General features: G+C 66.6%; 15 protein-coding genes and 1 tRNA gene. 11 read left to right on the top strand and 5 right to left on the bottom strand.

Annotated elements, in window-relative coordinates:
• Positions 1–4 precede the first annotated feature (4 nt).
• From rpoN to ptsN, 3 genes are all read left to right on the top strand, one after another.
• A complete protein-coding gene (gene rpoN / locus FRZ44_RS00950; protein WP_151175412.1) occupies positions 5–1,399 on the top strand; it encodes an RNA polymerase factor sigma-54 in 1,395 nt (464 codons plus the stop codon).
• Between the two features lie 173 nt (positions 1,400–1,572).
• On the top strand, positions 1,573–2,160 hold the full coding sequence (gene hpf, locus FRZ44_RS00945; protein WP_151175411.1) for a ribosome hibernation-promoting factor, HPF/YfiA family: 588 nt from the start codon (positions 1,573–1,575) through the stop codon (positions 2,158–2,160).
• Positions 2,161–2,206: 46 nt separating this feature from the next.
• Positions 2,207–2,668 carry a PTS IIA-like nitrogen regulatory protein PtsN gene (gene ptsN, locus FRZ44_RS00940; RefSeq protein ID WP_151175410.1) on the top strand — a complete coding sequence of 154 codons (462 nt, stop codon included), beginning with the start codon at positions 2,207–2,209 and terminating at the stop codon, positions 2,666–2,668.
• Positions 2,669–2,761: 93 nt separating this feature from the next.
• On the opposite strand, the gene FRZ44_RS00935 is transcribed toward ptsN, so the two are convergent.
• The 5 genes from FRZ44_RS00935 to FRZ44_RS00915 all read right to left on the bottom strand — a co-directional run bounded on the left by FRZ44_RS00935 (position 2,762) and on the right by FRZ44_RS00915 (position 5,741).
• The gene (locus tag FRZ44_RS00935; protein ID WP_151175409.1) at positions 2,762–3,910 is read right to left on the bottom strand and encodes an IS4 family transposase; all 1,149 of its coding nucleotides are present in this window, start codon (positions 3,908–3,910) and stop codon (positions 2,762–2,764) included.
• A gap of 146 nt (positions 3,911–4,056) precedes the next feature.
• Entirely contained in the window at positions 4,057–4,296 is a 240-nt protein-coding gene (locus FRZ44_RS00930) for a DUF1150 family protein (RefSeq protein WP_151175408.1), read from the bottom strand.
• 1 nt (position 4,297) lies between these two features.
• Positions 4,298–4,786, bottom strand: a complete 489-nt coding sequence (locus FRZ44_RS00925; protein WP_151175407.1) for an Hsp20 family protein — start codon at positions 4,784–4,786, stop codon at positions 4,298–4,300.
• 301 nt (positions 4,787–5,087) lie between these two features.
• Positions 5,088–5,163 (bottom strand) — tRNA-Ala (locus FRZ44_RS00920).
• 227 nt (positions 5,164–5,390) lie between these two features.
• Complete coding sequence (locus tag FRZ44_RS00915; protein WP_151175406.1) at positions 5,391–5,741, bottom strand: TIGR02300 family protein; 351 nt, start codon at positions 5,739–5,741, stop codon at positions 5,391–5,393.
• 310 nt (positions 5,742–6,051) lie between these two features.
• Between FRZ44_RS00915 and aroA the strand changes: the two genes are divergently transcribed.
• The 8 genes from aroA to FRZ44_RS00875 all read left to right on the top strand — a co-directional run bounded on the left by aroA (position 6,052) and on the right by FRZ44_RS00875 (position 13,619).
• Positions 6,052–7,374: a 3-phosphoshikimate 1-carboxyvinyltransferase gene (gene aroA, locus FRZ44_RS00910; protein ID WP_151175405.1), complete on the top strand. Its 1,323-nt coding sequence runs from the start codon at positions 6,052–6,054 to the stop codon at positions 7,372–7,374.
• Positions 7,375–7,519: 145 nt separating this feature from the next.
• Positions 7,520–8,185 (top strand): (d)CMP kinase, encoded by a 666-nt coding sequence (locus tag FRZ44_RS00905; protein WP_151175404.1) that lies wholly within the window; start codon positions 7,520–7,522, stop codon positions 8,183–8,185.
• Positions 8,186–8,342: 157 nt separating this feature from the next.
• The gene (rpsA, locus tag FRZ44_RS00900; protein ID WP_151175403.1) at positions 8,343–10,076 is read left to right on the top strand and encodes a 30S ribosomal protein S1; all 1,734 of its coding nucleotides are present in this window, start codon (positions 8,343–8,345) and stop codon (positions 10,074–10,076) included.
• 410 nt (positions 10,077–10,486) lie between these two features.
• Positions 10,487–10,774, top strand: a complete 288-nt coding sequence (locus FRZ44_RS00895; RefSeq protein ID WP_151175402.1) for an integration host factor subunit beta — start codon at positions 10,487–10,489, stop codon at positions 10,772–10,774.
• Positions 10,775–10,897: 123 nt separating this feature from the next.
• Positions 10,898–11,254 carry a lipopolysaccharide assembly protein LapA domain-containing protein gene (locus FRZ44_RS00890; protein ID WP_191908337.1) on the top strand — a complete coding sequence of 119 codons (357 nt, stop codon included), beginning with the start codon at positions 10,898–10,900 and terminating at the stop codon, positions 11,252–11,254.
• A gap of 125 nt (positions 11,255–11,379) precedes the next feature.
• Positions 11,380–12,117, top strand: a complete 738-nt coding sequence (gene pyrF / locus FRZ44_RS00885; protein WP_151175400.1) for an orotidine-5'-phosphate decarboxylase — start codon at positions 11,380–11,382, stop codon at positions 12,115–12,117.
• Positions 12,114–12,938, top strand: coding sequence for a hypothetical protein (locus tag FRZ44_RS00880; RefSeq protein ID WP_151175399.1), 825 nt, complete (start codon positions 12,114–12,116; stop codon positions 12,936–12,938). Before pyrF ends, FRZ44_RS00880 begins: the two co-directional genes overlap by 4 nt.
• A gap of 33 nt (positions 12,939–12,971) precedes the next feature.
• Positions 12,972–13,619 carry a phosphoribosylanthranilate isomerase gene (locus tag FRZ44_RS00875; protein WP_151175398.1) on the top strand — a complete coding sequence of 216 codons (648 nt, stop codon included), beginning with the start codon at positions 12,972–12,974 and terminating at the stop codon, positions 13,617–13,619.
• Positions 13,620–13,893: the final 274 nt, after the last annotated feature.

Raw genomic sequence — 13,893 nt, 5'->3', positions numbered from 1 at the left:
GGCCATGGCAGTCACTCAGCGCCTCGACCTGCGGCAGTCCACCTCTCTGGTGATGACGCCGCAGCTGCAGCAGGCGATCAAGCTGCTTGAGCTCAGCAATCTCGAAGTCTCCGCCTATGTCGAGCGCGAGCTTGAGCAAAATCCGCTGCTGGAGCGCGACGAGGACGAGCCGGTGCTCGCGCCCGGCGCCCGCGGAGCCCTGCCCTCGCCGCCGGACAACGGCCTGAACAGCGGGCTCGGGCGCAGCCGCAGCGGCTCGGGCAACGGCACGCGCGACGGCAATGACGGGCCGCCGATCGAGGAGACTCTCGCCAACGCGATCGACCTGCGCGAGCATCTCACCACCCAGCTCACCCTCGACATCCAGGATCCCGCCGACCGCGCGATCGGACTGGCGCTGATCGATTCGCTCGACGAGGCGGGCTATGTCATGGGCGGGCTCGAGCCCGTTGCCGAACGGCTGGGCTGCGACGCCTCGCGCGTCGAGACGGTGCTCAAGCAGCTGCAGCAGTTCGATCCGCCCGGAATCTTCGCGCGCAATCTCAAGGAATGCCTGGCCCTCCAGCTGCTCGACCGCAACCGCCTCGACCCGGCGATGCAGGCGCTGCTGGATCATCTCCATCTCCTGGCCCAGGGCGACCGCGTCAAGCTGATGCGCATCTGCGCCGTCGACGCCGAGGACCTCACCCAGATGGTGAGCGAGATCAAGGCGCTCGATCCCAAGCCGGCCTTGGCCTTCGACGCCGCGCCCCTTACGCCCGTCACGCCCGACATCCTCATGCATCGCACCCCCGAGGGCGGCTGGGTGGTCGAGCTCAACAACCAGACACTGCCGCGCGTGCTGGTCAATCAGAGCTATTACTCGCGCCTGCTCAAGGGCAGCCGCGGCAAGGAAGACCGCGACTACATCGTGACGCAGATGACCTCGGCCAACTGGCTGGTGAAGTCGCTGCATCAGCGCGCGGTCACGATCCTCAAGGTGGCGACCGAGATCGTGCGCCAGCAGGATGCGTTCTTCGGTCATGGCGTGCAGCATCTGAAGCCGCTGATGCGGCGCGACATCGCCGCCACCATCGGCATGCATGAGAGCACCGTGAGCCGGGTGGCCGCGAACAAATACATCGCCACCCCGCGCGGCCTTTATGAGCTGCGGTTCTTCTTCTCGAATGCCATTGCCGACACCGCCGGGGGCGAGAGCCATTCCGCGGCCGCGGTCCGGGCGCGAATCAAGGGCCTCATCGAGTCCGAGAGCGAGGTGCTCTCCGACGACCGGCTGGTCCAGCTGCTCAAGGGCGAGGGTGTGGATATCGCCCGGCGCACGGTCGCCAAGTATCGGGAATCGCTTAGAATTCCGTCATCCACAGAGCGTCGTCGTCAGCGCGTCTTGCGCGTCGGCTAGAACGCGTTATATCGAAGGCCTGAGCCAACGCGCCGCAGGGCGGGCCGCTATTGACAGGCTGGGGGTGCCTCCCTAATTTCCCGGCCTTCCGCGCGGCCCCCTCGTTCGACGAAAGACAGGGCCGGAAAGGCCGACAGGGCCACGCGACAATCCTCCGGACAAATCCAAAGCCCATGCAGCTGACCGTCACCGGCAAGCAGATCGACGTTGGCGATGCGTTGCGCCAGCATGTGGCGGATAGCCTCGAATCGATCCTCGAGAAATATTTCGGTCAGGCGATCGATGCCAGCGTCGTGTTCTCCCGGGAGGCGCATCTGCTGTCGGTCCAGGTCGCGATCCATATCGGCCGCGGCATCATGCTGGTGAGCGAGGCCAAGGCCGACCAGCCCTATCCCGCCTTCGACGAGGCCGCCGTGCGGTTGTCGGGCCGGCTGCGCCGCTACAAGACGCGGCTGCGCGACCATCACCGCACCGCGGTCGAGGCGGAGCGCGCCAGCCAGTATGTGGTGGCGCCGGGCTCCGACGAGGCCGAGGCCGGCGACGTCGAGGCCGTCCCGGACGATGGCGGGCCGCTGATCGTCGCCGAGATGGCGACCGACGTGCCGACCCTGACGGTGAGCGAGGCGGTCATGCGCCTCGATCTCGCCAGCCAGAGCGCGATGATGTTCCGCAACCGCGCCCATGGCGGGCTCAACATGGTCTATCGGCGCGCGGACGGAAATTTCGGCTGGGTCGATCCGGGCCAGCCCGCCCGGAACTAACGCGGCTTCACGGCCGTTGGCTCTTTTTCCCAGATCGGGGGATGCGATGGAGATTACGGATTTGCTCTCGCCCGAGAATGTGATCGCGAACCTGCGCGCGAGCAGCAAGAAGCAGGCGCTGCACGAGCTCGCGCGGCGCGCGGCCGAGGCGACCGGCCTGCATGAGCGGGCGATCTTCGACGTGCTGCTGGAGCGCGAGCGCCTGGGGACCACCGGCGTCGGCAACGGCATCGCGATCCCGCATGGCAAGCTGGCCGATCTGAAGCGCCTCTATGGCCTGTTCGCGCGCCTCGACCAGCCGATCGATTTCGATTCCATCGACGAGCAGCCGGTCGATCTGATTTTCCTGCTGCTGGCGCCGGAATCGGCGGGCGCCGATCACCTGAAGGCCCTGGCGCGCGTCTCGCGCCTGCTGCGCGACCGCCCCACCTGCGAGAAGCTGCGCGGAGCCGACCAGCCCGCCGCCCTCTACGCACTCCTCACGGAGCCGACCGCGCACGCGGCGTAAGCTCCACACATGTCATGCCCGCGCTTGACGCGGGCATCCAGGGGCTTCGGGACTGGATCCCCGGGTCAAGCCCACGGCTGTCCGGTTCCGGTTTCAGCTCCATTGTAGCGCCATTTGATGTGGGTTCGGAATTGGGGCGGTTTCGGGTTCGAGCAGGCGGTCGATGCGCCTGCGATGCATGAGGTTGGCGCGCACGAGGCGGGCGAAGGCCAACGGGCTGTGACCGTCCTTGATGGCTTTCTGTGCCAATCGCAACAACAGGAAAGCGATCAGGGCGACGGCGATCTGGATGCGAACGGCGTTCTCGGAAGTGCCGAGAAAGCGGGTGATTTTCAGGGTCTGCTTGACCCACCGGAAGAACAGCTCGATCGCCCAGCGGCGCTTGTAGAGGTCTGCGATCTCCTGGGCGCTGGCGTCGAGATCGTTGCACAAGATGCGCAGGATCTTGCCGGTTTCGGTCTTCACGCGGATCTCGCGGACCGGGTCTTGGAAGGGGTTTTTGCGGCTGGCGGCTTGGCGGGCCGGGAGATATCCGATCCGGTCGGAGAGAATGGCGCTGCCCCGGGGCAGGGCGTTCTCGGCGACGAGGGTCAGGGGTGTGTTGGATTTGAAGCGAGTGACGATGCGGCATCCGGCAGCGTCCAGCTTGGCCCACCAGGCATAGTCGTAATAGCCGAGGTCGAAGACATAGGTGGCGCCGGGCTCGACCGGCATGTCGTGGGCGGGGGTAATGTCGTTGACATTCGCCGCACTGACAGCGGCATAGATGGGGCGGTCGGCGTCGGGATCGTAGATCACATGCAGCTTGGCGCCGCAGACGCCGGCGCTGAAACGGGCCCAATCGGCGCTCAGACCGCTCAATCGCAAGCCAGTGGAATCGATCAGATAGGTGGTTTCGGCGATCTTGCGGCGCAGCCCGCGATGGGCCTGCTTGATCATCACGGCGAGCAACTCGGCGAACAGCCCGCTCGGCCTTATGGCATTGGCATCGGCCAGCGTCGAACGGCGAACCTCGCCCGTTCCCAGGTGATAGAGCCGCGCCGCGTGGCTCGTCAGCCCGCTCACGATCTCCCGCAGGCTCGTCGCGCCCGAAAGCTGGCCGTAGAGCAGCGCCACGAACTGGCCCTTGGTCGTCAACCGCCGCACCCGAGCATCGCTATTGTGGGCCTCGACCAGCCGATCGAAGTCGAGCCACGCAACCTGCTTAAGAACCGAATGAAATACGCTATTCTGGTGCCGCATGGCGCTGACCCTCTGCCCGTGTCCCGAAACGTTTGCCGACGTTCAGGACCGAGTAGAATCAACGCCATGCACCGCGTCCACAAAAACTCAACCGGACAGCCGTGGGTCAAGCCCGGCGATGACAGCCCAGAAGCATCAGTCTCCGTTCAATGCAGGCTGACGGCCTCGAGCTCCTGCTCGTGGATGAAGGCCTGGGCGATCTCTCGGCTCGGCGCGACGCCGAGGCGGTTGCCGTTCGCGGCATGGACCGCGAAGCCCGGCTTGCCCTCGACCATCACGGGGCGGACATAGGCCACGTCGGCCAGACCCAGCACCGCCAGATCCGCATCGCTCATCGGCGGCACGCGGGTCTCGGTCGTCTTGTTGGTGTTCTTGTTCGTGTTCATGTTACTCGCGCTCCTTGCGCTGGGTCCGGTTGCCGGACGGCTCCAATGTCGTGGTGGCAACCTTGCGATGTTCGGTGGTGCGGCTGCCCTGAATGGCGATCTGGCGCACTTCGCTCTCGATCGTCGGGCGGCGCAGTTCGATATTGAGCAGGCCGTTGTCCAGGCTGGCGCCGGTGACGTCGACGCCCTCGGCGAGGACGAAGCTGCGCTGGAACTGGCGCGCGGCGATACCGCGATGCAGGAAGACGCGGCCGGGCTCATCCTGCTGACGGCCACGGACCGTGAGCTGGCTGGCCTCGAGCTGGACTTCCAGCTCCTCGAGCGCGAAGCCGGCCACCGCGAGCGTGATCCGCAAACGGTCTTCGCCGACCTGCTCGATGTTGTAAGGGGGGTAGCCCTCGGCCGACTGCTTCGAGATGCGATCGAGCGTACGCTCGAAATGATCGAAGCCGAGCAGCAACGGGCTGTTGAAAAGCGATAGGCGTGTCATCGGACCGGTAGCTCCTCCTACGAGCGAGCTGATGGTGGCGACCACGCGACCCTGGGAGGGCCTTCCCACGAAGCGCCCTGTGCCGCCATCGGCCTGCCGAATGCAGCGCCGACATTGACCTATTTATGTACCCCCGGCCTCCGCTTCAAGGCCCATGAAAACCCACCGGATCAAAGCGTTGGCAGGAAACTTCCAACGGAACCAAACTGTCGCGGCGGCGTTGGTCCGATCCCTCGGATTTCAGGCCGCCCCGCCCCCAAAAGCAGAAGGCCCGGCGGGGATGCCGCCGGGCCTTCGAGAATGGTGGAGCCAAGCGGGATCGAACCGCTGACCTCTACAATGCCATTGTAGCGCTCTCCCAGCTGAGCTATGGCCCCGAAACTTTGGGATCGGGCGGAACGATCTGGCGTCCCCAGGGCGCCGCTGGAACGGCGCCAACCCGAAAAACCGATGGCGGCGAAGGCCGACCATCGACGGCGGCAAACCTAGGTAGGCGACCCACCCGATTCAAGCGAAAAATCCGGCCCGTGCCTTGCCGCCGGGGCGGGCGACCCCCCGCGAGAGGCAGGATCGCCGGCGCCCCCGACTTCTAGCGCCGATTCCTTTACGGCTCCTTGTCCTCGTCGGTCTTCTCAATGACGTCGGTCACGTCATCGTCCTCGCCGAGCTCGGAGGTGTCCTCGATGACACCTTCCTCCTCCTCGTCGCCCTCGGCGGCGATTTCCTCGAGCTCGGGATCGGCCGTCTCCTCGACGGGGACCGGAGCCGGACGCGGCGCCATGCGCTGAGCCGCCGCCTTGTCGGCGCTGCTGCGACCGCGCCGGGACTTGGCGATCGCTTCGGGATCGTAGATCGCGCCGCATTTCGGGCAGGCGATCGGATTCTTGTGCAGATCGTAGAAATGGGCGCCACAGCTTTGACAGGTGCGCTTGGTGCCCCAGGCCGCCTTGACCACGCGAGATGCTCCTTCGCTCAGGCAGGGCGCGGATCTCAGGTCCTCTTTTTGGGGAAGACTGTCCCGCGCCGGAAACGGGGCTGCCATTGCCATGCCCGCAAGGCCCTGTCAAACGTCAATTCCAAAGACCGTCCGTTTGGGCCCAACGAGCCTGCACTTCCAACGACTTGAGCGGCGATCGGGCGGCCGGGTCGCCAGGCCGCGGGACGATGTGCTAGAGAACCCGCCCGGTCGAGGGGTTGGCGCCCCGGGCTGACGGCCCGGAGACCGGCTCCGGCGGGACCAGGAAACGAGAGGAGTATCGGGCACCGTGACGCGGCTCATTTCCGCACCTTGCGCGGGCCTCAAAGGTTCGGCGCGCGTGCCCGGCGACAAGTCGATCTCGCATCGCTCGCTGATGATCGGCGCGCTGGCGCTGGGCGAGACCCGGATCGAGGGATTGCTCGAAGGCGAGGATGTGCTGCGCAGCGCCGCCGCGATGCGGGCACTCGGCGCCAGCGTGCATCAGGACGGCCCCGGCCGCTGGCGCGTGTCGGGACGCGGGATCGGCGGCCTCGCCGAACCCGCCGATATTCTCGATATGGGCAATGCCGGCACCGGCGCGCGATTGCTCATGGGGCTGGTCGCGACGCATCCGCTGACGGCTTTCTTCACCGGCGATGCCTCCTTGCGCAAGCGGCCGATGGAGCGCGTGGCGCTGCCGCTGCGCCAGATGGGCGCGCAGATTCATGCGCGCCAGGGCGGACGCCTGCCGCTGGCGCTGATCGGCGCGCGCGAACCGATGCCGATCACCTACACGCTGCCCGTGGCTTCCGCGCAGATCAAATCGGCGGTGCTGCTGGCGGGATTGAATGCGCCCGGCGCCACCACCGTGATCGAGCCCGAGCCGACGCGCGATCACACCGAGTTGATGCTGCGCTATTTCGGCGTCGATGTGCGCGTGGTGCAGACGCCGCAGGGCCGCGCCGCCACCGTGATCGGCCAGCCCGAGATCGAAGGCCGCGACATCCGGGTGCCGGCCGATCCTTCGTCGGCCGCGTTTCCGATGGTGGCGGCGCTGATCCGTCCGGGCTCCGACATCCGGCTCGAGAATGTCGGCATCAATCCCCACCGCATCGGGCTGATCGAGACCCTGGTGGAGATGGGAGCCGATATCGCGTTCGAGAACCGGCGCGAGCAGGCGGGCGAGCCGATCGCCGATATCCGCGTGCGCGCCGGACGCCTCAAGGGCGTGACCGTCCCAACCTCGCGCGCGCCCAGCATGATCGACGAATATCCGATCCTCAGCATGGCTGCCGCCTTCGCCGACGGCCCCACGCGCATGGAAGGCCTCGCCGAGTTGCGCGTGAAGGAGAGCGACCGTCTCGCCGCGATCGTGCGCGGCCTGAAGGCCTGCGGCGTCGAGCTCGAGGCCGGCGACGATTTCCTGGTGGTGCAGGGCAGCCGCACCGCGCCGCGCGGCGGTGCCGAGATCGAGGCCGAGCTCGATCACCGCATCGCCATGAGCTTCCTGGTGCTCGGCACCGCGACCCGCGAGCCGATCGCGATCGACGACGGTTCGCCGATCGACACCAGCTTCCCGGGGTTCGCGGTGCTCATGAACGCGCTCGGCGCGAAGATCCGCGGCGAATGAGGGGCGCGCACCATTCATCCCCTCCCCCGCTTCGCGGGGGAGGGTTAGGGAGGGGGCTGCTCGGTCTTGCGATCGATACCGCGTCTTCCCCCTCCCTGGCCCTCCCCCTCGAGGGGGGAGGGAACAAAACTCTCCGTTCCTACCGATGACCGCCCCCACCCCCAGAATCATCGCCGTCGACGGCCCCGCCGCGTCGGGCAAGGGCACTCTCGCGCGCCGGCTGGCGCGGCATTTCGGCTTTGCTTACCTGGATACCGGGCTGCTCTACCGGGCGGTGGGGCTGCGGCTGCTGCGCGCGGGCCAGGATCCCGCCGACGAGGCCGCGGCCATTGCCGCCGCCGGTACCGTCACCCCGGCCGAGCTTGGCGACCCCGCCCTGCGCAGCGAGGCGACCGGGCAGGCGGCCTCGGCGGTCGCCAGAATCCCGGGGGTCCGGCAGGCCCTCCTGGACCTGCAGCACCGCTTCGCGGTCGCCCCCGCCGACGAGAAGGGCCGCCCGACCCCGGGCGCCGTCATCGACGGGCGGGATATCGGCACCGTGATCTGCCCCGGCGCGGACGTGAAACTTTTCGTGAACGCGAGCCTCGAAACCCGCGCCAAACGGCGCCATAAAGAGTTGCTGGATCGGGGCGAAGCCATTATATATGCGCGCGTTCTGGAGGACATGGAACGGCGCGACCAGCAGGATCGCAACCGTTCGGTGGCGCCGATGGCCAAGGCGCCGGACGCTTTCGAGATCGACACGACCAAGCTTGACGCAGACGGCGCCTTCGCCGCTGCGCTGACCTTCATCGGGTCTCGTCTCGACTGATCCGTTCCTCGACGGAACTCAATCGTCGTAACCCGCCGTCCGATGCCCTCCTCGAGGCCGAGCCGAGGGCGTTTCGCGGCATAACCCAGTTCGTTGCCAAGACCGCCGGACACAACCGGCTGGCCGGGATAGCGAAGACGAAAGGATACCGAACACCATGGCTCGTACAGCCACCGCTGGCGAAACCGTTCAAAAGGAAAATTTTGCCGCTCTGCTCGACGAATCGCTCGGGCGCGGCGCCGGCCTCGAGGGCAGCGTCCTCAAGGGCCGCGTCGTGGGCATCGAGAACGACGTCGCGCTGATCGATGTCGGTCTGAAGTCCGAAGGCCGCGTGCCGCTCAAGGAATTCACCAGCGCAGGCGCGCGCCTCGATATCAAGATCGGCGACGAGGTGGAAGTCTATCTCGAGCGCATGGAAGACAAGAACGGCGAGGCGATGCTGAGCCGTGAGAAGGCGCGCCGCGAAGAAGCGTGGCAGCTCCTCGAGAAGTCCTTCAAGGAAAACCAGCGCGTCACCGGCGTGATCTTCGGCCGCGTCAAGGGCGGCTTCACCGTCGATCTCTCCGGCGCCGTGGCCTTCCTCCCGGGCAGCCAGGTCGATATCCGTCCCGTGCGCGATGCCGGTCCGCTGATGGGCTCGCCGCAGCCCTTCCTGATCCTCAAGATGGATCGCTCGCGCGGCAACATCGTCGTCTCGCGCCGCGCCGTGCTCGAGGAGAGCCGCGCGGAGGCCCGCTCCGAGCTGGTCGCCAGCCTCAAGGAAGGCCAGGTGCTGCAGGGCGTGGTCAAGAACATCACCGACTACGGCGCCTTCGTCGATCTCGGCGGCGTCGACGGTCTGCTGCATGTGACCGACATCGCCTGGAAGCGCATCAATCATCCCTCCGAGGCGCTCCATATCGGCCAGACCGTGCAGGTCCAGGTCGTGCGCTTCAATCCCGAGACGCAGCGCATCTCGCTCGGCATGAAGCAGCTCGAGGCGGATCCCTGGGAGAACGTGTCGGCGAAGTATCCGGTCGGCACCAAGTTCAAGGGCCGCGTCTCGAACATCACCGACTATGGCGCGTTCGTCGAGCTCGAGCCCGGCATCGAAGGCCTGGTCCATGTCTCCGAGATGAGCTGGACCAAGAAGAACGTGCATCCGGGCAAGATCCTCTCGACCTCGCAGGAAGTCGAAGTGATGGTGCTCGATGTCGATCCGCAGAAGCGCCGCATCAGCCTCGGCCTGAAGCAGTGCCTCGAGAATCCGTGGTCGACCTTCCTCGACAAGCATCCGGTCGGCTCGGAGCTCGAAGGCGAGGTGAAGAACATCACCGAGTTCGGTCTGTTCGTCGGCCTGCCGGGCGATATCGACGGCATGGTGCATCTCTCCGACCTCGACTGGAACCAGCCCGGCGAAGAGGCCATCAAGGCCTTCAAGAAGGGCGACATGGTGAAGGTGAAGCTGCTGGACGTGGACGTCGAGAAGGAGCGCATCTCGCTCGGCATCAAGCAGCTGGGCTCGGATAACTTCGCGACCGCCGCTTCCAGCATCAACAAGGGCGACGTCGTCACCTGCACCGTCACCGCGGTCCAGGAAAACGGCCTCGAGGTCTCGGTGGGCGACGGCCTCACGGCCTTCATCCGCAAGTCGGACCTGGCGCGCGAGCGCAGCGAGCAGCGCGCCGATCGTTTCGCCGTCGGCGAGAAGGTCGACGCCAAGGTCACCTCGGTCGACCTCAAGAGCCGCAAGATCTCGCTCTCGATCAAGGCGCGGGAAGTGGAAGAGGACAAGCAGGCGCTCGCCGAGTTCGGTTCCTCGGATTCCGGCGCGTCGCTGGGCGACATCCTGGGTGCCGCGATCTCGAAGGCCAATGCCGAGCGGACCCGGAAGACCAAAAAGGACGAATAACCCAGGATTTGCGGCTTCAGACCCCGATCAAAGGGGCTGAAGCCGGGCCGGGTTGCCATTTAAGGGCCCGGATTCGCGCCATCTGGCGGGAATCCGGGCCTTTTTCATGCCCGAGGGGGCCCCGGAGGGGGTCCGACGCCCCGGCGGGGGGCCCGGACCCCGCATTGTACTGGGACAAGGGCCCGTCTGGCCTGCGGGTTTACCCCGAGGGCCGCGGCGGGTCGACGATCCGGCCGGCCGCGCCAATTTCCCCGAAATCGACAAAAGTACGAAAAATAGAAGAAATCCAAGCGACTTAGCCTTGACGGGCGTCGCCCAGTTTTGGCACGCTCGATTTGTCCCCCGACGGTGGGCCAAATCTCGCAGGGGCGGGTCGGACGCGAGGCCAATGCCAGGGGAAGCATAAGGCCATGACCAAATCGGAATTGATCCTGAAGATCGGGCAGATGAACCCGCATCTTTATCACCGCGATGTCGAGCGCATCGTGGGTGCCATCTTCGAAGAGATTACGACCGCGTTGTCGCGCGGCGATCGTGTGGAATTGCGCGGCTTCGGGGCCTTCTCGGTCAAGCAGCGCGAAGCCCGGGTCGGCCGCAATCCGCGCACGGGCGATACCGTGTCGGTGGCGCGCAAGGTCATTCCTTTCTTCAAGACCGGCAAGCAGTTGCGCGAACGGCTCAACGGCAAGGGCGAGTGATCTGAGCCGGAGCACCGGACCTCGGATGTCGCCGGCGCATGATGCGGGCCTGATCCTGAGCGGGATTTCCGGGACGATCTCCCGAAAGCCGCGATGGCGGCGCCACGGATTGGCGATAACACCGTGAAACGACTTTCTTTTATCATCACCCTGCCGGTCACGCTGGTGATCCTGGTCTTCGCCCTGTCGAACCGGGGTCCGGTCGGGCTGACCTTCTGGCCGTTCGATTCCACCATCGATCTTCCGATCTATCTGGTGGTGCTGGCGAGCCTGCTGCTGGGCTTCATTCTGGGCGGCCTGATCGCTTGGCTCGCCGGGGGGCGCATCCGCCGCCAGGCCCGGCGGCTGCGGCAGGAGACTCGCCGCCAGGCGGCCGAGATCGTGGATTTGAAGAAGCGCCATGGCTCCCCGCCCCCGGCCGGCACGCCGGGCACGGCGCTGGTCACGCAGAGCCCGCGACCGCCTCTCCCGTCGCCCTGACGGGGCGCTACGCCCGGGATGCCGGGCTGCCATCCGCTCCGCGCCGACCTTTCCCTGCCGCGCAGTCATGACAGCGCCACCCCGCGCGGGGTAAAAGCGGGACCCTGATTGAAGAACGAGGATTGATGATGTCGCAGGATCGTCTTCTGGTCGCGATCGATACCGCGGAGCTCGACGGCGCCGTCAGGCTGGCCCGTTCGCTGGCGGGATCCTGCGGCGGCCTCAAGCTCGGGCTCGAATTCTTCTCGGCCCATGGGCCCCAAGGCGTCGCCAAGATTCTGGCGGCGGGGGCGAAGCTGTTCCTCGACCTGAAATTCCATGACATTCCGAACACGGTCGCGGGCGCGGTGCGCGCGGCATCGGCGCTGGGTCCCTTCATGCTCAATGTCCATGCCTCGGGCGGACGCGCCATGATGGAGGCCGCCGCGGCGGCCGCGGCCGAAGGGGCGGCCAAAGCGCGCAAGCCCAAGCCGATCCTGCTGGCCGTGACCGTGCTCACGAGCCTGAGCGACGACGATCTCTCGGCGGTGGGCCAGCATGGCTCGACCGCGGACCAGGTCAAACGCCTGGCGGTGCTGGCGCAGAAATCCGGCCTCGACGGCGTGGTCTGCTCGGCGCGCGAGGTCGCAAGCTTGCGCGCCGAATGCGGCCCCGACTTCAAGCTCGTGGTGCCGGGCATCCGTCCGACCTGGTCGGCGGCGCAGGATCAGAAGCGGATCATGGGACCGGCGGATGCGATCCGGCAGGGCGCCGATTATCTCGTGGTCGGGCGGCCCATCACCGGCGCGCCCGATCCGCGCGCGGCCGCGCGCTCGATCGCGCAGGAGATCGCCAAGGGCTTCGACAAGGGAGCCGGGGCGTGACCCAGGGCCCCCTGGGCAACAGTCCAAACCGCCGCGATGGACCCGATCTGAATCCGGCGCTGTTGATTCGCGACAGCGTCCTCGGGCTGCGCGACACCAATCTGTTCCTGCGCCTCGCGATCCTGCCGGCGATCGGCATGTTCATCGCCGAGCTGCTGCTCTTCTGGTGCGGATTGACGATCGACATCGATCCGACCGGGGCGACGCCGCCCACCGCCCGGACCCTGCTGGCGGCGTTCCTGACCTATCTGGCCTATCTCGTCTTCAGCACGCTCTTCGGCATCAACTGGACCCGAACCCTGCTGCTGGGGCCCGGGGCCGTCGCCGGATTTGGATTTCAATGGGGCCTTCGCGAGACCCGCTATCTGCTGCGGGCCGCGGCGATCGCGCTCGTTCCGGCGTTCGCCAGCATGCTGGCCATCTTCTTCGTGCTGGCGATCTTCGGGCAGTCTGCCATCACCGGCATCGCCGCCCTGATCCTGGTGGTGATCTATCTGTTCGTGATGGTGCGCCTCACGCTGCTGCTGCCAGCCGCGGCCCTCGATCATCCGTTCGGGTTGCGCGAGGCCTTGGGCCTGCGCGGGCGGCTTGCGGCGCGGCTCCTCGCCACCCAGATTCTGGTGACGCTGCCTTATCTGCTGCTGCTGGTCTTGTTCGGGATCGTGATCGATCATCTCGGGCTGTTCGCAGCCGCCCCCTATGCCAGCCAGTTCATCTTTCTGGTTTTGAATTACCTGTTCATAGCGGTCTCGACCGGCATTTTCGCATTCGCCTTCCAGGCCATCCTCAATGGCCGACCGCGCGGATCGTTGACCGTCTGAAAACAAATTTCGCGTTCGCGCCCGAGGAGCATCATGGCGATCGAGGTCAAGATTTGCGGCATCAACAGTGCGGAGTCGCTGGCGGCGGCGGTCGAGGGCGGCGCCGGGCTGATCGGATTCAACTTCTATCGCAGGAGCCCGCGCTTCCTGACGCATGACGCGGCGGCGGCTCTCGCCCGCACCGTGCCGGCGACGGTGAAGCGCGTCGGTCTCATCGTCGACCTCGACAACGAGGCGATCGCGACCCTCCTGGCCGCGGTGCCGCTCGACATGCTGCAGCTCCATGGCTCCGAGGACCCGACGCGCGTCGCCGCGATCCGCGCGCGGTTCCGCAAGCCGGTGATGAAGGCGATCCCGGTGGCGCGCGCCGAGGACCTTGCGGTCGCCGATGCCTATCTGGCGGTCGCCGACCGGCTGCTGTTCGACGCCAAGCCGCCGCCTTCGATGAAGGATGCCTTGCCGGGCGGCAATGCCATCTCGTTCGACTGGCGGCTGCTGCAGGGCCGTGACTGGTCCAAGCCCTGGATGCTCTCCGGCGGCCTCACGCCCGACAACCTCGCCGAGGCGGTCGCGATCTCCGGCGCCCGGCGCGTCGACCTCGCCTCCGGCGTCGAGGACCGCCCCGGCCTCAAGAACCCGGCCAAGATCAGGGCGCTGCTCGATCTGGCCAAGACGCTCTGAGGCGTCGAGACCGCGTCATCCCCCTCCCTGACCCTCCCCCTTCAGGGGAGGGAACAAGAATTAGGAGCGCCGGGCAGCATACTTATTGTCCCCTCCCCCGCTTCGCGGGGGAGGGTCAGGGAGGGGGCCGCTCGGTCTCCCATCCTGCTGATCTCCCATATCTTTTTCCCACACAACCCACACCGTGCCATTGTTTTGACCCCGGGGCCCGCTTGTGGTTCATTGCCGCGCTTGTTCCTGATTTAGGAACAAGCCGTTCCGCCCGAACCCGCAA

The organism is Hypericibacter terrae, from assembly GCF_008728855.1.
Classification (GTDB): Bacteria; Pseudomonadota; Alphaproteobacteria; order Dongiales; family Dongiaceae; genus Hypericibacter; species Hypericibacter terrae.
Note: the sequence above shows the minus strand (reverse complement) of the source record. Positions and strands in the feature narration are given on the sequence as shown.

Coding starts and splice junctions, on each gene's coding strand:
- rpoN (WP_151175412.1), top strand. CDS start 5: ATGGCAGTCACTCAGCGCCTCGACCTGCGGCAGTCCACCTCTCTGGTG.
- hpf (WP_151175411.1), top strand. CDS start 1,573: ATGCAGCTGACCGTCACCGGCAAGCAGATCGACGTTGGCGATGCGTTG.
- ptsN (WP_151175410.1), top strand. CDS start 2,207: ATGGAGATTACGGATTTGCTCTCGCCCGAGAATGTGATCGCGAACCTG.
- FRZ44_RS00935 (WP_151175409.1), bottom strand. CDS start 3,910: ATGCGGCACCAGAATAGCGTATTTCATTCGGTTCTTAAGCAGGTTGCG.
- FRZ44_RS00930 (WP_151175408.1), bottom strand. CDS start 4,296: ATGAACACGAACAAGAACACCAACAAGACGACCGAGACCCGCGTGCCG.
- FRZ44_RS00925 (WP_151175407.1), bottom strand. CDS start 4,786: ATGACACGCCTATCGCTTTTCAACAGCCCGTTGCTGCTCGGCTTCGAT.
- FRZ44_RS00905 (WP_151175404.1), top strand. CDS start 7,520: ATGACCGCCCCCACCCCCAGAATCATCGCCGTCGACGGCCCCGCCGCG.
- rpsA (WP_151175403.1), top strand. CDS start 8,343: ATGGCTCGTACAGCCACCGCTGGCGAAACCGTTCAAAAGGAAAATTTT.
- FRZ44_RS00895 (WP_151175402.1), top strand. CDS start 10,487: ATGACCAAATCGGAATTGATCCTGAAGATCGGGCAGATGAACCCGCAT.
- pyrF (WP_151175400.1), top strand. CDS start 11,380: ATGATGTCGCAGGATCGTCTTCTGGTCGCGATCGATACCGCGGAGCTC.
- FRZ44_RS00875 (WP_151175398.1), top strand. CDS start 12,972: ATGGCGATCGAGGTCAAGATTTGCGGCATCAACAGTGCGGAGTCGCTG.